Raw genomic sequence first — 23,814 nt, 5'->3', positions numbered from 1 at the left:
ATGAGTGAATCCTATGGAGCTGGAGCTTATTGGGGGCGGCGTCCGGAAGGGGCCGAGGCGTGCGCTCGGCGCGCGGAGACTTTCTTTCGCCTCCTCGCGGAGTGTCACCCAAGCTATGCCCGCTGGTACGAGAAGAACAACTCGACCCGGAATGCGCTGCAACTCGGCTTCGCTCCCACGCGCGAGACCTTCGTGGAGTTCTTCGGCCGGAAGAAGTACCAGAGCGGGAATGACGGGTTTCGCTTCGGCGCCTGGACGGGGCACGTCGAGCAGGACCAGGGTGGCGCAATCACGTTCCACTGTGGCTCAAAGGCCGAGTTTTCGTCCAACGTGGTGCGCGTCCAATTCCCGCATGAGGAATTGGGCCACGAGCGCATGCTCACTGCGTCGGTACTCGCTGGTGTCATGCGTGCCATGGCTGTCGCCTGGGAACCGGACTGGGCCCTCGCGACCGCGGATGGATTGTGGGAGCAACTCTCCGGCGGCAGTCGGATCGGTTGCTTCCTCGGGTGGATGACGTACTTCTCACGCGCTCGGGGGGAGGTGCCTGTCCTTCCCGCGCCTGTGCGGGTGGAGCCGGTAGGAGACAAGGGCACCCTCGTCATCCTCACGCCCGAGCGTCTCAGCCCGAGCAACCCTGAGCACGTGGCCCTCGCCTGGAGCGTCCAGAAGCTGCTCGACGAACGAGGATTGCTCAAGCGGGTGGTCGAGCGGCCGCCTGTCGTGCGCCCATGAGAGAGAGCTGCTCGGCCACGGCGTACTGGCGTCGGCGCTCGCAGTCCATTGTTGAGGCCTGCCACGCATGAGTGATGTTTACTATGCCGCTGCATACTGGGGTGGTCGCCGGGAGTCGGCAGAGGAGTGCGCACAACGCGCGGCGACCTTCTTCAGTCTGTTGTCGGGGTGTCACTCCGACTACGGCCGCTGGTACGAGAAGGCAAGCTCACGCAAGAAGGCGCTCCAGCTCCATTTCGAGCCCACGCGCGAGACATTCGTGCGCTTCTTTAGCGAGAAGAAGTACCAATCCGGGGATGACGGCTTCAGCTTTAGCGCCTGGACGGGCCACCCAGGCAACCAGGGCGGAATGGTCCTGCTTGGGTGCGGCGAGGGCGGCGAGAGGGTTACGAATCTTGCACAGCTCTACTTTCCCTCTGAGCCACCGGGCATCAACGAGCTGGTGAGGCTTCCTGTGCTCTCTAGAGTGGTGAGGGCCATGGTGTTGGCCTGGGAGCCGGACTGGGCGGTCGTTACTCCTCGGAGTTTTCGAGAGCAGGTCTCGGAGACGGAGCTTCCCGGCACTTTCGTAGGTTGGCTGACATACTACTCGAGACAATGGGGGGAGGTGCCAACCTTGCCGGAGCCGGTACAGGTCGAGCTCGTGGAGGACAAGGGCTCGCTCGTCGTTCTCACTCCTGAGCAGTTGGAAGCGGCTAATGCCAATCACCTGGTGCTCGGCCGCCGTGTTCAGCAGGTGCTTGCGGAGGCAGGATTGCTCAGGCGGGTTGGTGAGCGGGGCTGATCGGCGGCGGTTACAGGCAGCTCAAAGGGAGATCCCTCGCTGGCCGAAGGAGACCTGTGGGCCGTGCGAGTCGGTGCCAAGGGCCTGTGGCTCTAGTGGTGGAGCTGCACTCCGGACAGTGTCAGGGTCTGCCGGTGGGCCAGCGGCGCCCCGGGCGAGTGCTACTGCCAGGATGTCCCCTCCAATAACTGGGTCTGCTGGATCGCGAACTGAGGGCCATGCCGCGACTCCGGCGTCGGGCGGTGCTCTCGCCGGGCTTGGCCCGGCGAGAGGCGGTTGCACGTACCAGACTCACTGCCCGACCGACTGAGGCGGCGACTTGGCGCTGAAGGTGGGCGCGTAGCACTTGCCCTGGTGCTCGAAGAGCGCATCCGGGCACGGTGCCTTCAGCTCGTGAGGCATCCAGCAGGCGCCCACCAACTCAACCTCCGTGTAGCGCGTGCAGGGGGGACGTTTCTGTCCCTTGAAAGGCTCGCGAGGCAGGGGTCGGGCGAGAAAGGGGAGTCCCGGGGGCGTGGTGTCCCCGAGGCTGCTGGTGAACGAATCCGACGCCACGGTGTCCGTAGGGGCCTCGTGTTCCCAGGGCGCTGGAGCGCTCGCCACGGAATCCGGCTCGCTCGTGGGTGGGGACGCGAAGTCCATGTGCACCAGAGCGAAGCCCAGAACGCACGCGCTGGCGACGCCCGCCATCACCCATCCCAGGTGCCGCCATTGACGAGGGTCGTTGGAGGAAACGGCCTGGGACATGCGTCGCACTCCAGCGAGCACATCCTCCAACGTGCACAGCAGCGTCTCCGTGGACTGCTTGTCGGGGGCCACGGACCAGGGCGTCTGCTCCACCTCCAGCGCCAGGTAACCCAGCGAGGCCGAACTCACGCAGCTCACCCGCCAGTCCGTCAGCGGCTCCGTGCCGTCCTTTTTAGCGGGCTTGAACAGCAGGGCCGTCGCCCCGCTCGTCTCGTTCTTGGCCCGGAAGAGCTCGCCCTGGCTGGGCTCGTCCAGCGGCACCTGCTCGCGCAACTGGTATGACCCCAACCGCTCCACTTCCTCCCAGTTCGACTCGTCGTTCTCGTCCACGCGTGCTCCTCACAAGCCCCAAGCACTCAAGGCCCGGAGCCCTCCTTCGCATCGAGGGGGCCCTCGCTCCAGGAGGTGCATGGTGGCTCCGGGCTGGCCTACTCCACAAGTGCCAAGCTCGGGACGGCCGGCGCGTCGATGCGTGAGTGGTCTTTCCGGGGTCCTACAGATACGTCGCGGCCCGCCGCAAGGCGCTGGCCGCCTCACCGCCGCTCGCGACCTTCTCGTGCGCGACGATGAGTCGGACGAGGTCCGGAATCGCCGCGAATCGCTCCAACTCGGCTCGGAGTGCCTTCCGGTCCTTGACGAACAGGAGCTTCGACAGGCGGGAGACACGCGGTCCGGGTGCCGAGCCCAGCACTGTGGTGAAAAGCCAGCCGAGCGGGTCTTTCTTCCGGTCCATGTTGAAGACCACGTCGTTCAGCACCACCGTCGTCCCGTCGCTCGAACGCACGAGCATCACCCCCTCCTCGTCACCCACGCCCTTCAGCGTCTCGAGCCGGACCGTGTCGTCGCCCGGGAAGTCCTCGTACGTGCCGTCGACGGGCACGACCTCCTCAACTCCCTTGCGACCCCCCCGGGGAGCGAGCACGCGCAGGGCGGGATAGCGCTTCTTGTAGGCGGGCGCGTCGAGTCGGTGCGCCCGGTTGGGAACGAGGAGCACCGAGGGCGTGCCCAGGGCTTCGAGCTTGCGCTGCTCCTGCTCGGCGAGGGCGATGGCACTGTGGATGACGAGGGCGCCGTCCCTCAAGCGCGCGACCGTCATCACTCGCTTGAGCGACATGCCTTTCAGCGATCCCTCGACGCGCCAGAGGTTCTCGGCGAGCTGTTCGAGGGGACCATGCGGTAGCACCTGCCATGTGTCGGAAATCTTGGAGGCCATTCGCGGGACTGTAACCCTGCCTGGCGTCTCTGGGCGAGGAGCGGCACCTGGATATCCGCGTCCCGACAAAGGCCTTCCGGTCCCCTGGCGAGAAAACCCCGCGCCCACTACGCCAGGGGCCATGGATACATCGAAGGTAGCGGCAGTGGTGGGAGCGGGCCCGGGCCTGGGCGCGGCGCTGGCGCGTCGCTTCGCGCGGGAGGGCTACGCAGTGGGCCTGTTTGCCCGGAGTGAGTCGAGCCTGCTCCCGGTACAGCAGGCGCTCACGAAGACAGGCGCACGTGCGGGCATCTACCCCGCGGATGCGACAGACGCGGCCTCCCTGGCGTCGGCCTTCACGAGGCTGCGCCAGGAGCTCGGCGAGCCGCAGGTGTGCATCTACAACGCGGGGGCGTTCGCGATGGCGGGGCTCCTGGAGCTGACGCCAGAGCAGTTCGAGTCCTCGTGGAGGATCGGCTGCATGGGAGCCTTCCACACGGCGCGAGAGGTGGTGCCGGCGATGCTGGCGCGCGGAAGGGGCACGTTGCTGTTCACGGGGGCCACGGCTTCGCTGCGCGGCGGGGCGCGGTTCGCGGCATTCGCGGTGGGCAAGTTCGGCCTGAGGGCGCTGGCCCAATCCCTTGCGCGGGAGATGGGGCCTCGGGGCATCCACGTCGCCCATGTGATCATCGATGGGACGATCGGCCATGAGGCATCGACGATGCTATCGCCGGACGCCATCGCGGAGACGTACTGGCAGCTCCACCGCCAGGAGCCGTCGGCGTGGACACAGGAGTTGGACCTGCGCCCCGCGACGGAGAAGTTCTGAGGAGACCTTCATGATCGACTCCTCTGGAGTAATCGCCGGGCGCACGCCGCGAGCTCCTCGCGCAAGGCGTCCGGCTGTTTGATTCTGAAGGGGAAGGGCAGCCGCGCCAGCTCTCGCGCGAACCAGCCGAGGTCATCGCTCTGGCCTCGCAGCAGCACGCCCCCGTCCACCTGCTCCAGCACGCCGAATGCGGGAAACACTCCACGTCGCGCGGTCTCGAGGTCCGTTTCGAGTAGCACCTCGATGGCATACGCGCGTGGCAGTGTCGCCACCGAGCGCGTCAGGTGCTCGAGCGCGTCGAATCCCTCCGGGCGGGAGAAGCTCACCTCCAACGGCTGCACGGACCGCACCCGGTCCAGCCGGAACGAGCGCAGCCCGTTGCGCAGGTGGCAGACACCCACTGCGTACCAGCGCCCTGCTCGCCAGGCGAGCCCATAGGGGTCGAAGTCGCGCTCGGTCTCCTCGTGCTCCGCCGCGCGATAGCGCAGCCGCACGCGTCGCTGGGCCTGGGACGCGGCGCTCAGCGCGACCAGTGCGGCGTTGTCTCCAGGCGCCGTGGAGCGGGCCAGGTCGAGCGCTACCGTCTCGTCCACGGCGCGCACGCGCCGTTTCAGACCGGCTGGCATCACCCGCTCGAGCTTGGCTTGTGCACTGGCCACGGCGGGTGCCGCCTCCGCGAGCCCCAGTCCTCTCGCCGCGAGTAGTCCGACTGAAAGGGCCAGGGCCTCGTCCTCTGTGAACATCATCGGCGGCAGCTTGAAGCCGGCCACGAGCATGTACGCGCCATCGCGTCCGCGCTCGGCGGTGAGGGGGATGCCCAGCTCCTCCAGCATGGCGATGTAGCGGCGCACCGTCCGGCGATCGACCTCTAGCCGCCTCGCCAGCTCCGCGCCGCTCATCCGGCCATGGGTCTGCAGCAGCTCGAGCACGGTGAGCACGCGGGTCGTGGGACGGGACATGGGAGGGACCTGGTTCGAATGAGGGCCGATTCCGCCCTATATTCCTCCTACCGTGCTTCCGTCACCAGGCCCGCCGCGTCCGCGTGGGGGTCGGGTCAGCTCATTTTCGGGAGTTCCTCTTCATGCAGCAGACCGCTCATCTGTGGTTGTTCTTCGTCCTGGTGTTCGGGGTCGTCATCCTTCCCGGCCTCGACATGGCGTTTGTCCTCGCCAGCTCCCTCACGGGTGGCCGCAAAGCGGGGCTGTCGGCCGTGGTGGGGATCATCGCTGGTGGTGTCTGTCACGTGGTAGCCGGTGCCACTGGCGTCGCCGTGTTGCTGAAGGTCGTTCCTTCCGCTTTCAACGTGTTGCTGTGGATCGGCGCCCTGTATGTGGCGTGGATCGGCATCTCCCTGTTCAGGAGCGGCGCCGCCTTCTCCGCGGCCCCTCTCGGGGAGAAGCACCCGCCCGCGGTCACGTTCCGCCGCGGTGTGCTGACCAGCCTCCTCAATCCGAAGGCCTACCTCTTCATGCTCGCCGTGTTCCCCCAGTTCGTGCGGCCGGAGTATGGGCCCCTCTGGATTCAGGCACTGGTGCTCGGCGCCATCATCGCGTTCAACCAGGCCGCCGTGTATGGCGCCCTCGCGCTGGTCGCGGATAGGGCCCGCGGTTGGCTCGAGTCCAATCCCGCCGCCCATGTCGCCGCCGCTCGGCTCGTTGGCGGTCTCTTGATGTTTGCCGCTGTTCTGACTGTCGTGGAGGGCTGGCGCAGCGCTTGATGCGCGGGGCCAGGGGTTCAAATGCGCTCGACGGGTTCCTCACTCATGGTGAGCCGGCGGAGGTCATGTGCGAAGTTGGGCATGCTCCGGGGACTGACTCTGCCCGGTGGATCAGTCGAGAGGCTCCTCGGATTCAACCATGGCCCTCACCGCCAGCAACAGCTCGAAGCCGCCCATTCCCAGCAGGACCACGCAGAGGACTCCCAACATGTAATCCCCGGGGACGGCACCCGAGTAGGCGTTGGAGTTCCCGCCGCTCCTGTCGAACACCTGCTCGGAGAGCCGGAGCCCCCAGCTACGGCTGTGACGGGTCGCTCACGGCCGCGGCGATGATGCGTGCCGCGATGCGGGGCTGATCCTGCCCCATGCGGAGCGTGTTCACTGAGTAGACGAGCCGCCGCCGCAAGTCCCGGGTGGCGCCCATGCCGTTGTTGTAGCCGTGCCTGTCGCCGCTCTTCCCCCAGAAGGTGATGCCGTTGACGACGAAGCGGCCCAGCCCCGCGGCGAAGCTGGCGCGTTCGCCCTTCACGTCCGACACGTCGGGCACGGTGAACATCTCCTTGAGCTGTGCACGCGGCAGCAGCCGTCCCTGGAAGAGGGCCACGAGGAAGCGGTCCATGTCCGCGGTGGTGGAAATCATCTCCCCCGCCGCCCAGGGCACGGACTGGCTGGCCTCGGTGACGTCCACCAGGCACTGCTCGCGGTACGCGGTGGCGCCGTCCGGGCAGCCCTCCTCCGTCGGGGGCACGAGTTCGTAGCCATGGGCATGCGGCCCCGGAATCGTCACGTCGTTGCCGGGCACGGAGGTGTCGCGCAGGTGCAGCGGACGGAGGATGCGCGCCTGTACCTCCTCGCCGTAGGGACGGCCCGTCACCTTCTCGATGAGCAGCCCGGCGACGATGTAGCCGATGTTGCCGTACTCCTGCTTCTGGCCTGGGTCGAAGCGGGGCCCCGCAGGGAGCGCCAGCGCGACGAGTTCGTGGGGGCTGAAGTGGTGGTAGCGGTTCTCGAAGAACCACTCCGGGTCCTTCTGCGGCACCGGCACGCCGGGCAGGCCGTGGGTGTAGTTGAGCAACTGCCGCACGGTGATGGGCTTGAAGACACCGTCCGGCAGCAGCCCCGGCAGGTAGTGCTGCACGGGCTGGTCCAGGTCCATCCGTCCCTCGGCGACGAGCTGCAACACCACGGTGGCGGTGAACACCTTCGTCATGCTGCCGATGCGGAAGCGCGCGTTCGTGGGAATCGGCGCTCCGGTGTGGATGTCCGCCACGCCGGACGTGCCGAGCCAGTGACCATCCGCTCCACTCACGCGGACCAGGGCGCCCGTCACCTCGTCATTCGGCAGGTTCGCGATGGCCTGTCGCAGGGCCTCGCGATTCAGCGGTGGCAGGGGTGACTGGCCCGCCTCCAGTCCCGACCCGCCGGACTCCAGCTCACCGACTTCCGGCTCGCTCCCGGTCGGTGTCTCGGGTCCACAGGCGGGGGCCATGAAGCTCGCGAGCAATGCCATACCCACCCACAATCCACGGTGCAGGGCAGCCATGTTCCATCTCCTGATGCTGGGAAGGCCGGCGGCGTGCCGGCTGTGGAATGGAACACCGGCCCTTTCCGGCGCTGTCACCCGGACTTCAGTGACTCCGTCGCTGACTCTCAACTCTCAGGGCTTCAACCTCCTGCATGCGGCATATCCGAGGCCTCCCTGACGCCGGTGTCGCGCTTCACGTCAACCTGACGCCAGGGGAGCCCGCTCCACGCCCATGGTTCGAGCCTTGCACAAGCGCACCGGCGAACCCTCTTCCCAGGAGTCCTGGTGCGTTTCAATTCCTACCTGCACGGAGTCTGCCTCGTCCAGACAGTGATGGCCCTCGCGGTGTTGCTGAAGGCCCCACCCGCCGAGGCCTGTTCTCCACCGCCGTCCCCCAGTTTCTACTACACGTTCGCCGAGAGCCGCCCTGGAGACGGGGCGACGGAGGTGTCTCTCGATGGGGCGCTGCTGCTCACCCCGCGAGCCTGGGCGATCACGAGCCAACCCACGCACACCCCGGCGGCGTTCAGGGATCTCCTCACGGTCACCGTCACGGATGGTGAGACGGGAGAGGTGGTTCCCGGGAAGCTCCGCCCCTGGTGGGGAGCGTCCTCCGGTGTCGCCTGGCTGCCTGATAATCCCTTGCTCCCGAACCGGCGCTACGAGCTCGTGGGCTCGCTGCAGCAAAGCATCGCCCGGCCCACGGAGGCCCAAGGGCCCACCGAGCTGCACGAGACGTTCTCGACCGGGACGCAGGTGTCTCCGCCCCTCGAGCTCCTCGGTGGGCTGGACGTGAGCCTCGAGTCCTTCGAAAAGGACAAGCGCGACTGCGACGGCTCGTGCGATTGCAGGAAGGTCGGAACGGAGACGGGGACCCGCGCAAAGGTGCGAGTGCCCGAAGTCCGGGGCGGAGATGCGCTGGGCACCTATCACTTCGAGATTTGGATCACCGACCGGACGCCCTACCAATTCAACAAGCCGGACCAGCACCTGGAGCACGACGTACTCCATGGTGTATGGGGCGTGAACAGCTCGGGTGAGCCGGCCGAGACCCTCATTCCAATGCCTGAGCACGATGATTCCTACACACCGTGCTTCGCCTGGCGCGTGGTGGACCCCGCGGGGCACATCCTGGAGGGCACGCCCTTGTGCCTGAAAGAAACGGTGGATCCTCCTGGGCTCCTGGGCTGCGCGGTGGCCGGGGGCGCAGCGAGGACCAGGAACACGGCGTTCCTGGCGCTCCTCGGTACGTTGTCCCTCATGTGGATGGTTCGCCGCCGTTAGCGTTTGAGCTGGAGGCCTCACCCTGTCTGGCGAGGAGGAGCTTTTCTAGCCAGACAGTCTCATCGTCGATGCCGGCGGGGTAGGGCTCGACCGCCACGAGCTGGTAGCCGAGCCGTTCGTAGAAGGCCACATTGCCGGGCAGCCTTCGGCGAGTGCCAGCGCGCAGGCGGACGAACTCGAGCTGACGCGCTTTCTCCTCCAGCGCGAGCACCAACATCCGTCCCAGGCCCAGGGACTGCCGAGCGGGGTGCACCGCGATTCGCTTCAACTCCCCAAGGGGTGCCACTCCCTCGATGCGCCCGGCCGCCACCAGCTCGCCGCCAACGTGCACCACGACCTGGCAGGGAACGTGTTCCAACCGCTGACGCAAGTACGCCTCGCTCTCGTCGAGTGCCGTGGGGCGGGAAGGCAGGACCCGCGCCAGGGGTGAATAGGCAGCCTGCTGCAGCGCCCACAAGGAGGCGGCATCGTCGGGACGGGCGTCACGAATGAAGAAGGAGCTCACCGAAATTCCTATTCACTGAAGCGTTCAGGTGAAGGGTTGCGTCTCGCGCTGGAATGGCCCCAGCTCCAACGTTCGGGAATTCTCATGAATGGGGCCTGGCAGGTAGCAGGCCGTGGGGGTTTGGTGGGGCGGAGAGGCCGTAGGCGGAGATGGCGGCGTGTGGGCCTCATTGTGGGAAGGGGCCGTGGGGTTCCTGACAGGAGGCCTCCTGGAGATCTTGGGCATTAGCGGCGGAAGGGTCGCCGTGATTCCCGTGCTCGGCATGATTGGATCCTCCCTGGGTTTTGACTCGGTGGTTGGCACCCCGCTGCGGGTGGCTCCTGGGGAAGAGGTGACGCTGACGGCCAGCGCGCATGACCCGGACCCTAGCGACACCCTGGCATTTTCGTGGGCGGCTCCTGTGGGCAGCTTTGGAAGCCCTGACAAAATGGAATGCAGTGGCTTCCATGTCCACACCCCGCACCGAGCACACGGCGACGTTGCTCCCCAACGGAAAGGTGCTCGTCACGGGGTTGGGTCATGACAAGGCCGGGACGCCCGAGGTGTACGACCCGGCCACGGGGACTTGGAGCGCTGCCGGTTCTATGGCCTCAGCTCGCATCCAGCACACCGCGACACTGCTGCCCACGGGCCAGGTCCTGTTCAATCGAGATCTCGGCGTCGGAGCACCAGGACTCCCGTGGTGCCCAGGACCGCGGCCAGACCCGTCAACACCAGCAGCGGGATGACAGTGAAGGCTCCGCCCGAGAGGATCCGCGGAAGGTGGTGGAAGGGGATGGCCTGATTCGCCACGGCGTACTCCAGGCCGAGAATGGGACCGAGAACCTCCCCGAAGACGTTGATGAACAGGAACGTCGTCCAACCGATGGCGGAGGTGAAGCGCGGAACGACACCGTACGCGAACACCGCGATCCCAGCGATCGTCCAGATCGCGGGCACCTGGAGCAGCGCGCCCTCGAGGCTTCGGGAGAGCTGGAGCGCCACTTCACCCGTGTTGCTCCCATGAACGAGCCCGAGGGCGATGCCGCTCGCGGCCATCATCGCCACGGGCCCCAGGACCACGAACACCAGGTGGCTGGCGGCCCAGCGCACCCGCCCGACAGCGGTCGATAGCACCAGTTCGGCGCGGCCTTGCTCCTCTTCGGAGCGCAGACGCAACGTCACCAGGATGGGATAGAGCGTGGCGAGGTATCCCAGGCTGAGCAGGAGGACCCACGCGAGGAGCTCGCTGATGCGGACGTTCGGGCCACTGCCATAGCGGTTGACGATTTCCCGCCACCAGGGGTTCTGGCCGCCGACCTCATTCAGTCCCTGGAGCAGGCCTCCCACAAAGGCGCCGAGCAGGGCGAAGGCGCTCATCCACCCCAGCAACAGCCCCCGTTGCAGACGCCAGGCGAGCGCCAGTGGGCTCCTGAGTCCGGGAGTGTCCTCGGGCGCGGGACGTGAAGGCAGCACGCCTGAGCCCAGGTCCCGGCTCGCCACCAGCACATGCGCGACCCCCGCGAGGACGAGGGTTACAAGCAAAGGCAGACCGAGGATCCACCAGCGACGGTCCGCGAACGGCTCGACCAGATGGCTCCAGCCCTGAGGCGATAACCATCTCAGCCAGAGCTGTCCGCTTCCATCCGCTACAAAGCGCAGCACGTACCCAGCTCCGAGCGAGGCGAAGGTCATCCCCGTCGCCATGCGTGTACTTGCGCCCAGCTGTGCCGCCAGTGCCGCTACCGCCGCGAAGACGCACCCGGGGGCTGCCAGCGCGCACCCGAACGCGAGCGACCCAACGGGCTCGCACCCCAGGGCGATCCACCCGAGCGCACAGAGCAGTCCGGTCAGCACGCTGGCTCCGCATGCCAGGAGGAGCGTCGCCGTCAGCGGGGCGAAGCGCCCAATCCCTCCCGCGGCCAACAACTCGAGTCGCCCGCTCTCCTCCTCGGCCCGGGTATGCCGGATGACGAGCAACGCGGTCATCAGCCCCAACAGGCTGTAGAGGATGTCTCCAATCTTCCAGGCCGCGAGCGACTCGAGACGGGCGTTGGAGAGCTGCCCACCGAACGCGAGCGTCAAGGTGTTGTGGCGGACGAACTCCGCGAAGTCCTGGCGCAACGGCTCGGTGGAGAACATACGGGCGTAGTGGGGCACCGTTCCCACCACCATGACCACGAGCAGGAGGATCCACGCAGGCGTGGCGAACCGCTCGCGTCGCAGGAGGTGCCGGAGGAGCAGGCCCGTTCCCTCCCAGGCGCTCACGGGGACACCGCCTTGGACGGGCGCGTGGGGACAGCTTCCGCGGGTTGTTGCGTCTGGTAGTGCCGCATGAAGAGATCCTCGAGGGTGGGCGGCTGGCTGACGAGGCTGCGCAGGCCCAGGGTGGTGAGGTGCCGGAGCACGGCATTGAGCTCGGTCGCGTCGACCTCGCAGCGCAGCCGGGTGCCATCGACCTGCAGCGCATGCACGCCTGGCCATCCCTCCATCCCGGACGGCGCGTTCTGCAGCTCCGCCGACAGCGTGGTCCGGGACAGGTGGCGCAGTTGCGCGAGGGTGCCGCTCTCGACCGTGCGCCCGTTGCGGATGATGCTCAAGCGATCACAGAGCGCCTCCACCTCGCCGAGGATGTGGCTGGAGAGCAGCACGGTCCGCCCCTTGTGCCGCTCCTCGAGGATGCACTCCTGGAACACGCTCTCCATCAGGGGATCGAGCCCCGAGGTGGGTTCGTCCAGGATGAGCAACTCCACGTTGGAGGCCAGCGCCGCGATGAGGGCGACCTTCTGCCGGTTCCCCTTGGAGTAGGTGCGTCCCTGCTTCCGGGGATCCAGCGCGAAGCGCTCCTGGAGCTGCGCGCAACGGCGGGTGTCGAGCCCTCCACGTAGCTGGCCGAGCAGGTGGATGACCTCACCGCCCGAGAGGTTCGGCCACAGCGACACGTCTCCCGGCACATAGGCGAGCCGGCGATGCAGCCGGGTGGCGTCCTTCCAAGGGTCTCCGTCCAGCAGCCGGACTTCGCCTGCGTCCGCCCGCATCAACCCCAGCAGCACCCGGAGCGCCGTGGACTTGCCCGCTCCATTTGGGCCGAGGAAGCCGTGTACCTCGCCGGTTCGCACGGACAGCTCGAGCCCATCGAGCGCCCGTGTCTGGCCGAACGACTTGACCAAGCCCTGAATCTGGATCGCGATTGACATGGGGTGAAGATATCGAGTTTTCACAAATTTGTGAAAACTATAATGATTGTGGGGTTTTCGCGGATGGTGGAGAAACATCAGTGGAGGAGGTGGTCATGGGTAAGAAAGCGGGGACGAAACGTGACGAGGTGGCCGTGGGCCGGTTCGTCGAGCGTTTCGCCCTGGTCCTGTCGGACAATGGGTTTCCACGCATGCCCGCCCGGGTGTTCGTGGGGCTGCTGGTCGCGGAACAGGAGACTCGGACAGCAGCCGAGCTGGCCCAGCAGCTCCGGGTGAGTCCGGCGGCCATCTCTGGAGCCGTGCGCTATCTGGAGCAGGTGGGACTGGTGGCGCGCGAGCGCGAGCCGGGACAACGCAGCGACCATTACCGGATCTTCTCCAACGCCTGGTACGAGGCACTCACGCGGCGCGACCAGATGCTCCTGCGCTTCGAGCAGGTGCTGCGGGAGGGCATCGACGCGGTGGGCACGGAGAGTCTGGCCGGTCTCCGGCTGGACGAGACGCGGCAGTTCTTCGAGTACATGCGGGGCGAAATGCCGCGATTGCTGGCGCAATGGCGGGAGCAGCGCTCCAAGAAGGGCCAGGGCTGAACGCCTTGCCGTCACAAAGGGTGGCGAAGCCGGCGCCCCTCCCGCATCTAGAGAGCCCAACTTCGAGCAAGGAGTCTCTCAATGCGCAGAATCCTCCTGGCTGCCGCCGCGCTGGTGACGGCGGCCTGTGCCCAGACCTCCAACCGTCCCGATCCTTCCGCTCAGCCGGGAGCCAAGGCGCCCGCCCTCGAGCTCGTGGCCAGCTCGCCCAGGCAGTGGACGGGAATCGCTGTTTCCAAGGAGGGGAGGATCTTCGTCAACTTTCCCCGCTGGTCCGAGGACGTGCCCGTTTCCGTCGCCGAGGTGAAGGACGGCGCCATCGTCCCCTGGCCGGATGCCACCTGGAACGAGTGGAAGCCGGGAACGCCTGGGGAGGGCCACTTCGTCGCGGTGCAGAGCGTGGTGACCGACGACCAGGATCGGCTCTGGATCCTCGATACGGGCAACCCCCAGTTCAAGGGGGTGATCACGCAGCCCACGCTCTACCAATTCGACATCGCGAGCGGACGACCCGTGCGCACCTTCACCTTCCCGCCCGAGGTGTCCTCCGGTAACAGCTACCTCAACGACGTCCGCATCGACACGGAGCGCGAGGTCGCCTACCTCACCGACTCCCAGGCCGGGGGGCTGGTGGTGCTCGATCTGAAGAGTGGAAGCTCGCGCAAGGTGTTGCGCGATCATCCCTCCACCCACGCCGAGTTCAATCGCACGGTGATCATGGGCCGGACCTTCGAGAGGTCGGTCCAGTCGGATGGCATCGCGCTCAGCCCGGATCGGAAGACGCTCTACTGGAGCGCGCTCTCGGGTCACACGCTGTGGCGTATCCCCGCCGAGGCCCTGCGCGACCTCCAGCAGAATGACGAGGCCCTCGCCAAGAAGATCGAGCGGGTGGCCACCATCGTGGCCACGGATGGAATCCTCTTCGATACCAAGGGCCGTCTCTGGCTCGGAGGTCTGGAGGATGGAGCCATCTACCGCTACATCCCCGGTGGCGGCTACGAGCAGGTGATCAAGGATCCCCGCCTGCTCTGGCCCGACAGCTTCGCGGAGGGGCCGCGAGGCGACATCTACGTCACCACCTCGCAGATCCACCTGCCGCCCGCTGAGCGCGGTGCGTACGAGATCTACCGCTTCTCGCCGTGAAGCCGTCGGACCCGGGGAGGGTGGAGGCCCGTTACAGCCGGATCAGCTCCACATCATCCATGTGGATGTAGTTGGCCGAGTTGCCCGAGCTGAGGCGGGTATGGAAGCCCAGCTCGAGGTAACCCCCGGAGACGTAGATGGCGGGCGTCTCCACCAGGGTCCAGTTGCCGTACGAGCCCAGGTCCGTGAAGACGGGCGAGCAGCTGCCGCACGTCTTCGCCTGGAGGCGCGCGAGATCGAAGCCGCCGCCCTTGCGCACCCACGCGCGGACCTTGTAGTTGCCCGCGGCCAGTCCGCTGCGCGTCTGGTACGTCCACACCTCGAACGGCGTGCCGTTGGTCCAGTGCGTCAGGTGGTAGGCGCCGGAGTGGCCGCCGTTGTGCGTCTCAGAGAAGTCCGCGGCGTCGGTGCCGTTGGGGCTCCAGGTGGACCAGCCGGTCATCCCCGACTCGAAGCCCGGGTTCGTGAGCGAGGTAGGCGGCGGAGGCGTGCTGCCCTGCTGGTACCAGCGCACCCACTCGACCTCCATCGTCTTCTTCACGCCCCAGGGCAGGTCGATGCTGGCGGGGCTCGGGTTGCCATACCAGTTCCCGCCCAGCGCCAGGTTCAGCAGGAGGTAGTGGGGCTGCTGGAACTCGCTCTCGTTGTGGTTGAACGTGTTGTTGGCGACGATGCGGCCGTCCAGCCGGAACACCATGGTGTTGGCGGTCCACTCGACCTCGTAGACGTGGAAGGAGTCGGCGAGGTTGTAGCCGCCGCTGGCGCCGGTGCCCCAGTCCGCCTGTCCGCCGTTGTGCCAGTGGGTGGCGGACTTCATCCAGGTGGGGTCATTCGAGTGCCACTCGAGGATGTCGATCTCCCCGCAGCCGGGCCACGGGGTGCTGGAGATGTTGGCGCCCAGCGTCCAGAACGCCGGCCACATGCCGTAACCCGACGGGACCTTGATGCTGGCGGCGATCTTCCCGTACTTCTTCTCCACCTTGCCCTTGGTGTGGATGCGGCCGGAGTAGAACGAGCGCGGGCCGTAGCCGGTGCACCGTGAATCCATCGGGTTGTCGCTCGTGCGCTCGGCGGTGAGGATGAGCTTGCCGCCGCCCACGGTGACGTTCTGCGCCCGGGGATACTCCAGCTCACCCGTGCCGAAGTTGCAGTTGTTGGTGACCGGATCCCAATTGCTCGTCAGGACAGTCCAGTTGTTGCCATTGAGGCTCGTCCCGTCGAACTCGTCGGACCAGACAAGGTTCCAACCGGAGCCAGGGTTGTAGGCCAGCTCCGCCTGCTGATGGGTCCCGAGTGCGGCGTCCTCGAGCTCTGTGGCATCCATGGCACAGCCGTGAAGGGCCGCGAGTCCGCAAACGGCCAGCAGACCTGAAGTGAGATGGCGTCGAGTCATGTGTGTCTCCTGCGGGGGCATGCGTGGATGCCCTGGCTTCATCCACGCGTCAGGGCATCCATGGGGTAAGTAGGGGTTTACGCGTAAGGAGGGGGCCCGGGGCGCGAACGGGTCAATTCACGCCCACCGCGCTCCAGCTCTCCGTCACCTTCTTCACCTCGGCCGAGTTGGCTCCGTAGAGGTCCGTGGCCGCGTTGATGGTGGCCTGGCGGGCCTGGGCGAAGGTGGTGGTGGGCGTCATGTAGTGAGCAAGGGCGCGGTAGTAGACCTTCAGCCCCTTCTCCATGCCGATGCCGTCGTCCACCTTCTGGCCCGAGGTGCGGTTGGTGCCGCCGTTGGCGAGCAGATAGAAGGCGTTGTTGGCGATGCCGCTGGAGCCGTGCACCTCCGTCTGCTTCGGGTAGTCCTTGTAGTTGTCGATGGAGTACCCGTCCTTCGTCGGGTCATCCATGTAGCGCAGGGCGTCACCGGTGCCGTTGGCCGGCGTCCACGCGTCCTCGCCCACCTTCCAGTCGAACTGGACGGCCTGGTTCTTCTGCGAGGCGAACCACTCCACGCCCGTGCCGATGACGTCGCTCATCGCCTCGTTGAGGCCGCCGGACTCGCCGTCGTAGATGAGGCCCGCGGTGCGCTCGGTGAGGCCGTGGGCGATCTCGTGCCCGGCGATGTCCAGGGTGGTGAGCGGGCCGGCGTCCTTCCCGTCACCATCGCCGTAGTTCATCTTCGTGCCGTCCCAGTAGGCGTTCACGAAGTTCTTGTCGACGTGCACGTAGGAGACGAGCTTCTCGCCCTTGTCGTCCAGCGAGTTGCGTCCGAGCACTTCCTTGAGGAAGTCATACGTCGTCTGGGCGCCGTAGTGCGCGTCCACCGCGGCCTTGGTGCGCGAGTCGTCCGTGGCCTCGCCCCACACGTCGTTCCTATCGGTGATGGACGTCTGGCCGCTGGCCGTCTCCTTGTTCTTCGCGTCGTACGTCACCACGCCCTTGCCGCGGGTCTTGTCCTCCAGGGAGTAGGTGCCATTGGCGTTCTTCGTGGTGGTGAGGTCCACCTTGCCGCTGTAGAGCGAGGTGTCATCCGTCCTACCCGTGGCGGGCCTGGTGGGCGCGGTGGGAGGGGTCGGCGTGGCCGGGCTGGCGGTGGCGCCTCGCGCGCCGTGGCCGTGGTCCTTGGGCAGCTCGATGCCGCCCATCTGGTTGAAGCTCTTGAGCAGCTCGCCGCTGTGGGCGTCGACGAAGTAGTTCATCCGCCGGGGGCGCGCGTTGGACTCGAGCTCCTGGGTGTTGGTGAGCTGCACATGGTAGGCCGCGCGGTAGTTGCCCTGTTTGTCCTGGACAATCACGCGCTCGGAGGAGGGCGGAGTGGCCTTGTCCGTCTTGCCGGCGAACTCCTTTTGCGCGATGGCCAGCGCGTCGTTGGCCGACAGCTTCACCGGCTCCTTGCCCAGTCCGGTGGGGATCCGGGAGAGCTCGCCCGTCATGCTCGCCACCTTGCCGTCCTTGGCGAGGTGGGAGATGAGCTGCTCGCCGAAGACCTTCACGCCCTCGTGCTGGCGGTCCAGGCGCACGTGCGTCATGCCCAGCTCATCCTTCTCCACGGAGCGGGGCGAGACGGCCTGCGAGGCACTCGGGCCAGGCACCACGCCGCGGAGGCCGGAGCTGGACTGCTTCTGGAGGAAGTCGATCGACTTCTGGATGGCGCTCTGGGCCTCCGGGCTGCCCAGGGGCAGGGGACCGGTGGTGGGGGCGACGAGCGGGGTCGGAGCGAGCGTTACGGCTGGACGCGCGGTGGCCGACGTGAAGCTCGAGCCGGACTCGAAACCCGTGACGGCGCGGGCCTGGCTCTTCGGCGTGGACTCGGCGAGCGGCTGAGCGGTGGGGGACGACGTCGGCGCGACGGACGGCTTCTGGAGGCGGTTGGAGATCTGCATGGCGGTGGGAACTCTGCTCCGGTGTGGGACATGGCCACCGTCGGTGGCTGATGTGTGCCGTACAGAGCAGCTTGTGTGCCACGCGCCGCGTTATGAGCGCTGATAGTGGAAACCTTCGATTTCACTGGGCGGACCCGCACGAGGCGGGACGTGTCCGGTGACTCCCGTCATCACGCCGGAGGGGCTCCCTCCTCGGGAGGCCTGCGTCACGGCCTGGTGACTGCCGTTACGGTCTGGTGACTGCCGACACCAGCCATGACGGACACACCTCCGGCGGAGGCCTCCTCGTCAGAGGGGAGGCGCCGGAGGTCATCACCTGGGGGAGTTGAGCGTCCCGAGTCGGGTCCGGGCTGCTCAGGCGCCGTCGCGATCCTCGAGCCCGTGCTTGCGCAGCAGCTTGCGCAGGTAGACGCGATCGATGCCGGCCTCGCGGGAGGCTCGGGAGATGTTGCCCTCGCAGCGCTCGAGCAGACCCTTGAGGTAGTCGCGCTCGAAGCCCTCGATGAGCCGCTCCTTGGCTTCCTTGAAGGGAAGCTCCATCTCGTGGGTGATGTGGCCGCCGGAGCGCGGCTCGTCTCCGGGGAGCGGAGGCAGCTCCGGGAGGGCCTCCTCGCCCAGGTTCACCACCTGCTCCACCACGTTGCGCAGCTCGCGCACGTTGCCTGGCCACGGGTACTGGGCCAGCAGTGCCCGCGTCTGATCCGACAGCGCGCTGGGCGGCCGGTTCATGCGTGTCAGCACCGTGTCGATGAGCAGGGGAATGTCCTCGGGCCGCTCGCGCAGAGGGGGCAGCGTGACGCGCAGCACCGCGAGCCGGTGGAACAGGTCCCTGCGGAACTTGCCCTCCTTGACCGCGCCCTCCAGGTCCACGTGCGTCGCCGCGACCACCCGCATGTCCACCGTGCGGTAGTCGTTGGCGCCCACCCGCTTCACCTGCCGGCGCTCCAGGACGCGCAGCAGCCGGGGCTGGAGCTCCAGCGGCAGCTCGCCCACCTCGTCGAGGAAGACGGTTCCTCCGCTCGCCCGCTCGAAGGCGCCGGCGCGATCGCCCTGGGCGCCCGTGAAGGCCCCCTTCACGTGGCCGAAGAGCTCCGACTCGATGAGCGAGGGGGCGATGCCCGCCAGGTCCACGATGACAAACGGACCCTTGCCGCGCCGGCTCTCCTGGTGGAGTGCCTCGGCGCACAGCTCCTTGCCCGTGCCTGTCTCGCCCTGGATGAGCACGTCCGAGCCGCCGGGCGCCATGCGCTCCAGCAGGGTGAAGACCTCACGCATCTTGCGGCTGGTGCCCACCAGGGCGCCGAAGTGGTCGCGCGTCGAGAGCGGCATGGAGCGCTCCCGGGTGTCCTCCGGCACCACCTTGAGCTCGGTGGTCCCCAGGGTAATGACGTTCCCCGGGCGCAGCTCCACCTGGGAGAAGCGCATCCCCTCACAGAAGGAGCCGTTGCGCGAGTCCAGGTCGATTGCCAGCACGCCCTCGTCGCGGACCTGCAACTTCAGGTGCTGCCGCGAGATGGTCTTGTCACTCAGCACGATGTCGCACGAGGGGGCCTTGCCCACCGTGTACTCACCGTTATCAAGCGAGTGACTGTGCCCGGCCTCGACGCCAGACAATATGAGGAGCTTCAGCCGCACCCGACCGGGACCGGCCCGGACCAGAGTCGCTGTCGGATCCGAATTCTCTTCTTTGTCGTACGACGCGGCCACGCACCGGACGCTACCACGCTCCCCGGCCCGTGGCACGACGTGTCAGCGGGTCTTTCACCGATTCCCTGGCCGACCGGGTGTCGCCCGGCGGACGTCCCTGGGGAGAGTGGTCAGTTGTGCCAGGGCTGACTACCCTCCAGTCGGCGTCTGGGGGCCAGGAAACGGGCTGAGCACGGAGTCTGGGCGAGGGGGCAAGCATGGCGGGGCGAGCGTCTTGGGGTGGGGTGGGGGTGCTGGGCCTGGTGGGAGCCGGGCTGCTTCTGGGGGTCGCGGCCCGGCGAGCGCGGCGCATCGACCTGAGTGGGCGGGTGGTGGTGATCACCGGGGGCGGACGTGGGCTGGGGCTCGCCATCGCGCGCGAGTTCCTGCAGCGAGGCTGCCGGCTGGCCATCTGTGGCCGCGACGGAGAGGTGATTGCCCGGGCCACGGAGGCCTTCCGCAAGCGAGGGGCCGAGGTGTACGGGGAGGCCTGCGACGCGAGCGACCCCGTGCAGGTGGACGCGTTCGTCGCGCGGGTGCTCGAGCGCTTCGGGACGATCGACGTGCTCGTGAACAACGCTGGCCAGTGCTTCGTCGGGCCGGCGGTGGAGCTGGAGCCGCAGGACGTGGAGACGGCGCTCCGCAACATCTTCTGGGTGCACTACCACCCGACGATGGCCGTCCTGCCGCACATGCGGTCGCGGCGCTTCGGACGTATCGTGAACATCACCTCGATTGGCGGGAAGGTGCCGACCCCGCACCAGGCGGCCTACGCCGTCGGCAAGTACGCGGCCACGGGTTGGTCCGAGACACTCTCCGTCGAGCTCGCCAAGGAGGGCGTGTACGTCAGCACCATCACTCCGCCGCCCCTGAGCAACGGCGCGCCGCTGCACGTCCACTTCAACGGCCGTGTGGAGGAGGAGTTCCAGTGGTTCACACGCAGCCTGACCTCGCCGAGCACGTCGACCCGTGCCGAGCGCACGGCCCGCGTGGTCGTCGACGCCGCCGAGTACGGAGACCCGGAGCGGGCCGTCTCGTTCATGTCGTGGCTGTCCGCGCGTGCGCAGGGTCTGGCCCCGAACCTGATGACCCGGGTCCTCGCCCTCGTCGATTGTCGGCTGCCGCTCCCAGGACAGCCCGGCCAGACGTCGAAGATGCGACTTGGCTCCGAAGTGCTGGCGAACAGTCGGGACGAGCGGGTCCAGGCTCTCGGTGCCGCCGCCATCGCTGATGAACGGCGCTATCTGCCCATCTGAACGACGCACCGCGCAGAGCTAACGCGCGGAGGGTGAGGGGGCGAACAACCGGTCGGGGAATCATGGAAACCCCCTCTTCCGCTTGTTAAACCCCCGGGCATGTTCCATGGCACCACCATCCTCTGTGTCCGCCGAGAGGGGAAGGTCGTCATCGCGGGTGACGGTCAGGTCAGTCTCGACAAGACCATCATGAAGAACACCGCGAAGAAGGTCCGCCGCATCGGTGATGGCTCCGTCCTCGCCGGCTTCGCGGGCAGCACCGCCGACGCCTTCACCCTCTTCGAGCGTTTCGAGGCTCGCCTCAAGGAGCACCAGAAGAACCTCGCCCGGGCATGTGTCGAGCTCGGGAAGGACTGGCGCACCGATCGCTTCCTCCGCCGCCTGGAGGCCTTGCTCATCGTCGCGGACCGCGAGAAGACCTTCATCCTCTCCGGCGCCGGCGATGTCATCGAGCCCGACTTCGGCATCGCCGCCGTGGGCAGTGGGGGCTCCTACGCGCTCGCCGCCGCCCGCGCGCTCATGACGCACACGCAGCTGCCCGCCCGCGACGTGGCCACCCACGCCATGCAGATCGCCGCGGACATCTGCGTCTACACCAACTCCAACGTCACCATCGAAGAGCTCTGAGGGAGCACTACCGTGAGCAACGGACGCAAGAGCCCCGCCTTCACTCCCCGCGAGGTGGTTGGCGAGCTGGACCGCTACATCGTCGGACAGAACGCCGCCAAGCGCGCGGTGGCCATCGCCCTGCGCAACCGCTGGCGCCGCCAGCAGGTCCCCGAGGAGCTGCGCGATGAGATCCACCCCAAGAACATCATCATGATTGGCCCCACCGGCGTGGGGAAGACGGAGATCGCCCGGCGCCTGGCGAAGCTCGCGCAGGCCCCCTTCGTCAAGGTGGAGGCCTCCAAGTTCACCGAGGTTGGCTATGTGGGCCGCGACGTCGAGTCCATGGTGCGCGACCTCGTTGAGTCCGCCATCGCGCTCGTGCGCGACGAGGAGATGGAGCGGGTACGCGAGCGCGCCATCGAGCTCGCCGAGGACCGGCTGGCGCAGCTGCTCTCCGGCAATGGGCCCTCCGCGCGTCCCTCGGGTGGCATCGGCTTCATGGCGCCCCCGCCGATTCCCGCCGCGCCTCGGCTCGGAGACACCGAGCGCGAGAAGCTCCGGGCGCAGCTGCGCGCCGGTACGCTTGATGACCAGGAAGTGGAGGTGGAGAGCACCGAGAGCGGTTCCCCCACCTTCATGCGCAACTTCTCCGGGCAGGGCATGGAGGAGATCGGCATCAACCTGCAGGATCTCTTCAAGAACATGCCCGGCATGAGCCGCTCACGGCGGCGCAAGGTGCGTGCCCCCGAGGCCCTGCGGCTGCTCGAGCAGGAAGAGGCCGCCAAGCTGGTGGACAATGATCGCGTCACCCGCGAGGCGCTCGTGCGCGCGGAGACCAGCGGCATCGTCTTCATCGATGAGATCGACAAGATCGCCAGCCGCGAGGGGGGCGGGAAGGGCGGCGGCCCGGACGTGTCCCGAGAGGGCGTCCAGCGCGACATCCTCCCCATCGTCGAGGGCTCCACCGTCAATACCAAGTACGGTCAGGTGAAGACGGACCACATGCTCTTCATCGCCGCGGGCGCCTTCCACGTCTCCAAGCCGAGCGACCTCATCCCCGAGCTTCAGGGCCGCTTCCCCATCCGCGTGGAGCTGGAGCCGCTCAGCGGCGAGGACCTGGTCCGCATCCTCCGAGAGCCGCGTAACTCGTTGATTCGCCAGTATACCGCGCTGCTGGCCACGGAGGGTGTACGCTTGCAGTTTTCCGATGATGCCATCGCGGAACTCGCCCGCATTGCGCAGTCCGTCAACGAGCGAACGGAGAACATCGGTGCACGAAGGTTGCACACGGTACTGGAACGTCTGCTCGACGAGGTATCCTTCAATGCAAGCGAGCAGGGCCCGAGGGACCTGCAGATCGATGCCACCTACGTGCGCGAGCGCCTCGCCTCCGTGGTCCAGGATGAGGACCTGTCACGCTACATACTCTAGTCCCACCCCAGGGACGCCTTCGTGCCCCACGAGATCTCCATGAGAACCGCCAAAACCGACGCCGCCGCGCAGGCCACTTCCACCTCTACCGGTAAGAACGAGCAGTGGATTGACAAGGCCAAGGCCCACCTGCTGCAGAACTACAAGCAACAGCCCATCGTGCTGGAGCGCGGGCTGGGCTCGCGCGTCTGGGATGCCGATGGCCGGGAGTATCTGGACCTGCTCGGAGGCATCGCCACGTGCGGACTCGGCCACTGCCACCCCGAGGTCGTGGCCGCCGTGAGGGCCCAGCTCGACAAGCTCTGGCACGTCTCGAACGCCTTCTACACGGAGCCGCAGATCGAGCTGGCCACCCGGCTGACCGCCGCCTCGGGCCTGCAGCGCGCCTTCTTCTGCAACTCGGGTGCGGAGGCCAACGAGGCCCTCATCAAGCTGGCCCGCAAGGTCCAGAAGGATCGGGGCAACGCCGACCGCTACGAGATCATCACCTTCGAGAACTCCTTCCACGGGCGCACGCTGGCCACCGTCACCGCGACCGGCCAGACCAAGTACCAGAAGGGCTTCGAGCCGCTTCCGGCGGGCTTCACCCACGTGCCGTATGGGGACCTGGAGGCCGTGCGCAAGGCCGTAGGTCCGCACACCGCGGCCATCCTCGTGGAGCCCATCCAGGGCGAGGGCGGGGTACGCGCGGCGCCGAAGGGCTTCCTCCAGGGCCTGCGCGCCCTGTGCGACGAGAAGGGCCTGCTGCTGCTCGTGGATGAGATCCAGACCGGGATGGGCCGCACCGGCAAGGCCTTCGCCTACCAGCACGAGGGCATCCTCCCGGACGGCATCAGCCTGGCGAAGTCGCTCGGCAACGGCCTGCCCATCGGGGCCATGCTGTGCACCGACGAGGCGGGCAAGAGCCTCACGCCGGGCACCCACGGCTCCACCTTCGGTGGCAACCTGATCGCCGCGGTCGCCGCCAACGTCGTCGCTCGGAAGGTGACCGAGCCCCAGATGCTCCGCGATGTGGCTCAGAAGGGTGAGTACTTCCTGACCCGCCTGCGGGAGCTCCAGGGCCGTATGCCCTCTGTCGTCAAGGAGGCGCGCGGCCTGGGCCTGCTGATCGGCGTGGAGCTCTTCCAGGACGCCGCGCCCTTCATCGCCAAGTGCCGGGAGCTGGGCCTGCTCGTGAACGCCGCGGGTGAGAAGACCATCCGCTTCGCCCCGGCCTACACCGTCACCAATGACGATCTGGACCATGGCGTGCGCATCCTCGAGCGCGCCCTGAAGTCCTGAGCGC

22 protein-coding genes are annotated in these 23,814 nt (G+C 67.3%); 11 read left to right on the top strand and 11 right to left on the bottom strand.

The window, feature by feature from the left end; genetic code table 11:
• Together F0U60_RS34380 and F0U60_RS34375 are read left to right on the top strand one after the other, a co-directional pair.
• The gene (locus tag F0U60_RS34380; protein WP_395806287.1) at positions 1-735 is read left to right on the top strand and encodes an immunity 52 family protein; all 735 of its coding nucleotides are present in this window, start codon (positions 1-3) and stop codon (positions 733-735) included.
• Between the two features lie 67 nt (positions 736-802).
• Positions 803-1,519: an immunity 52 family protein gene (locus F0U60_RS34375; protein ID WP_395806286.1), complete on the top strand. Its 717-nt coding sequence runs from the start codon at positions 803-805 to the stop codon at positions 1,517-1,519.
• A gap of 291 nt (positions 1,520-1,810) precedes the next feature.
• Here F0U60_RS34375 and F0U60_RS34370 read toward each other — a convergent pair whose 3' ends face one another.
• Both F0U60_RS34370 and F0U60_RS34365 read right to left on the bottom strand, forming a co-directional pair.
• The gene (locus tag F0U60_RS34370) at positions 1,811-2,596 is read right to left on the bottom strand and encodes a hypothetical protein (RefSeq protein WP_395806285.1); all 786 of its coding nucleotides are present in this window, start codon (positions 2,594-2,596) and stop codon (positions 1,811-1,813) included.
• 163 nt (positions 2,597-2,759) lie between these two features.
• On the bottom strand, positions 2,760-3,479 hold the full coding sequence (locus F0U60_RS34365; RefSeq protein WP_395806284.1) for a hypothetical protein: 720 nt from the start codon (positions 3,477-3,479) through the stop codon (positions 2,760-2,762).
• A 121-nt stretch (positions 3,480-3,600) separates the two neighbouring features.
• Here F0U60_RS34365 and F0U60_RS34360 point away from each other — a divergent pair, with 121 nt between their 5' ends.
• Positions 3,601-4,287, top strand: coding sequence for an SDR family NAD(P)-dependent oxidoreductase (locus F0U60_RS34360; RefSeq protein WP_395806283.1), 687 nt, complete (start codon positions 3,601-3,603; stop codon positions 4,285-4,287).
• Positions 4,288-4,295: 8 nt separating this feature from the next.
• Here F0U60_RS34360 and F0U60_RS34355 read toward each other — a convergent pair whose 3' ends face one another.
• The gene (locus tag F0U60_RS34355) at positions 4,296-5,246 is read right to left on the bottom strand and encodes a helix-turn-helix transcriptional regulator (RefSeq protein WP_395806282.1); all 951 of its coding nucleotides are present in this window, start codon (positions 5,244-5,246) and stop codon (positions 4,296-4,298) included.
• Between the two features lie 122 nt (positions 5,247-5,368).
• On the opposite strand from F0U60_RS34355, the gene F0U60_RS34350 reads away from it, so the two are divergent.
• A complete protein-coding gene (locus F0U60_RS34350; RefSeq protein ID WP_395806281.1) occupies positions 5,369-6,004 on the top strand; it encodes a LysE family translocator in 636 nt (211 codons plus the stop codon).
• Between the two features lie 111 nt (positions 6,005-6,115).
• Here F0U60_RS34350 and F0U60_RS34345 read toward each other — a convergent pair whose 3' ends face one another.
• Positions 6,116-6,274, bottom strand: coding sequence for a hypothetical protein (locus tag F0U60_RS34345; protein ID WP_395806280.1), 159 nt, complete (start codon positions 6,272-6,274; stop codon positions 6,116-6,118).
• 25 nt (positions 6,275-6,299) lie between these two features.
• A complete protein-coding gene (locus tag F0U60_RS34340) occupies positions 6,300-7,547 on the bottom strand; it encodes a serine hydrolase domain-containing protein (RefSeq protein ID WP_395806279.1) in 1,248 nt (415 codons plus the stop codon).
• A 267-nt stretch (positions 7,548-7,814) separates the two neighbouring features.
• Between F0U60_RS34340 and F0U60_RS34335 the strand changes: the two genes are divergently transcribed.
• Positions 7,815-8,813, top strand: coding sequence for a hypothetical protein (locus F0U60_RS34335; protein WP_395806278.1), 999 nt, complete (start codon positions 7,815-7,817; stop codon positions 8,811-8,813).
• Here the strand turns inward: F0U60_RS34335 and F0U60_RS34330 are convergent.
• From F0U60_RS34330 to F0U60_RS34320, 3 genes are all read right to left on the bottom strand, one after another.
• Positions 8,788-9,318 carry a GNAT family N-acetyltransferase gene (locus F0U60_RS34330; protein ID WP_395806277.1) on the bottom strand — a complete coding sequence of 177 codons (531 nt, stop codon included), beginning with the start codon at positions 9,316-9,318 and terminating at the stop codon, positions 8,788-8,790. The genes F0U60_RS34335 and F0U60_RS34330 overlap by 26 nt on opposite strands.
• A gap of 642 nt (positions 9,319-9,960) precedes the next feature.
• The gene (locus F0U60_RS34325; protein ID WP_395806276.1) at positions 9,961-11,565 is read right to left on the bottom strand and encodes an ABC transporter permease; all 1,605 of its coding nucleotides are present in this window, start codon (positions 11,563-11,565) and stop codon (positions 9,961-9,963) included.
• The gene (locus tag F0U60_RS34320; RefSeq protein WP_395806275.1) at positions 11,562-12,494 is read right to left on the bottom strand and encodes an ATP-binding cassette domain-containing protein; all 933 of its coding nucleotides are present in this window, start codon (positions 12,492-12,494) and stop codon (positions 11,562-11,564) included. The genes F0U60_RS34325 and F0U60_RS34320 overlap by 4 nt, the downstream gene beginning before the upstream one ends.
• A gap of 95 nt (positions 12,495-12,589) precedes the next feature.
• Between F0U60_RS34320 and F0U60_RS34315 the strand changes: the two genes are divergently transcribed.
• Both F0U60_RS34315 and F0U60_RS34310 read left to right on the top strand, forming a co-directional pair.
• Positions 12,590-13,084: a GbsR/MarR family transcriptional regulator gene (locus tag F0U60_RS34315; RefSeq protein ID WP_395806274.1), complete on the top strand. Its 495-nt coding sequence runs from the start codon at positions 12,590-12,592 to the stop codon at positions 13,082-13,084.
• Between the two features lie 81 nt (positions 13,085-13,165).
• Positions 13,166-14,227, top strand: coding sequence for an L-dopachrome tautomerase-related protein (locus F0U60_RS34310; protein WP_395806273.1), 1,062 nt, complete (start codon positions 13,166-13,168; stop codon positions 14,225-14,227).
• 31 nt (positions 14,228-14,258) lie between these two features.
• On the opposite strand, the gene F0U60_RS34305 is transcribed toward F0U60_RS34310, so the two are convergent.
• From F0U60_RS34305 to F0U60_RS34295, 3 genes are all read right to left on the bottom strand, one after another.
• Positions 14,259-15,620 carry a family 16 glycosylhydrolase gene (locus F0U60_RS34305; protein WP_395806272.1) on the bottom strand — a complete coding sequence of 454 codons (1,362 nt, stop codon included), beginning with the start codon at positions 15,618-15,620 and terminating at the stop codon, positions 14,259-14,261.
• A 112-nt stretch (positions 15,621-15,732) separates the two neighbouring features.
• The gene (locus tag F0U60_RS34300; RefSeq protein WP_395806271.1) at positions 15,733-17,547 is read right to left on the bottom strand and encodes a M4 family metallopeptidase; all 1,815 of its coding nucleotides are present in this window, start codon (positions 17,545-17,547) and stop codon (positions 15,733-15,735) included.
• A 354-nt stretch (positions 17,548-17,901) separates the two neighbouring features.
• Positions 17,902-19,254, bottom strand: a complete 1,353-nt coding sequence (locus tag F0U60_RS34295; RefSeq protein WP_395806270.1) for a sigma 54-interacting transcriptional regulator — start codon at positions 19,252-19,254, stop codon at positions 17,902-17,904.
• A 197-nt stretch (positions 19,255-19,451) separates the two neighbouring features.
• On the opposite strand from F0U60_RS34295, the gene F0U60_RS34290 reads away from it, so the two are divergent.
• The 4 genes from F0U60_RS34290 to F0U60_RS34275 all read left to right on the top strand — a co-directional run bounded on the left by F0U60_RS34290 (position 19,452) and on the right by F0U60_RS34275 (position 23,810).
• On the top strand, positions 19,452-20,489 hold the full coding sequence (locus F0U60_RS34290) for an SDR family NAD(P)-dependent oxidoreductase (protein ID WP_395806269.1): 1,038 nt from the start codon (positions 19,452-19,454) through the stop codon (positions 20,487-20,489).
• A 99-nt stretch (positions 20,490-20,588) separates the two neighbouring features.
• On the top strand, positions 20,589-21,116 hold the full coding sequence (gene hslV, locus F0U60_RS34285) for an ATP-dependent protease subunit HslV (RefSeq protein ID WP_395806268.1): 528 nt from the start codon (positions 20,589-20,591) through the stop codon (positions 21,114-21,116).
• 12 nt (positions 21,117-21,128) lie between these two features.
• Positions 21,129-22,529: an ATP-dependent protease ATPase subunit HslU gene (gene hslU / locus F0U60_RS34280; protein ID WP_395806267.1), complete on the top strand. Its 1,401-nt coding sequence runs from the start codon at positions 21,129-21,131 to the stop codon at positions 22,527-22,529.
• 39 nt (positions 22,530-22,568) lie between these two features.
• Positions 22,569-23,810: an aspartate aminotransferase family protein gene (locus F0U60_RS34275; protein WP_395806266.1), complete on the top strand. Its 1,242-nt coding sequence runs from the start codon at positions 22,569-22,571 to the stop codon at positions 23,808-23,810.
• The last annotated feature ends 4 nt before the right edge of the window (positions 23,811-23,814 follow it).

The organism is Archangium minus (genome assembly GCF_044360475.1).
Taxonomy (GTDB): Bacteria; Myxococcota; Myxococcia; order Myxococcales; family Myxococcaceae; genus Archangium; species Archangium minus.
This window is presented reverse-complemented; position numbering and strand designations above follow the sequence as displayed.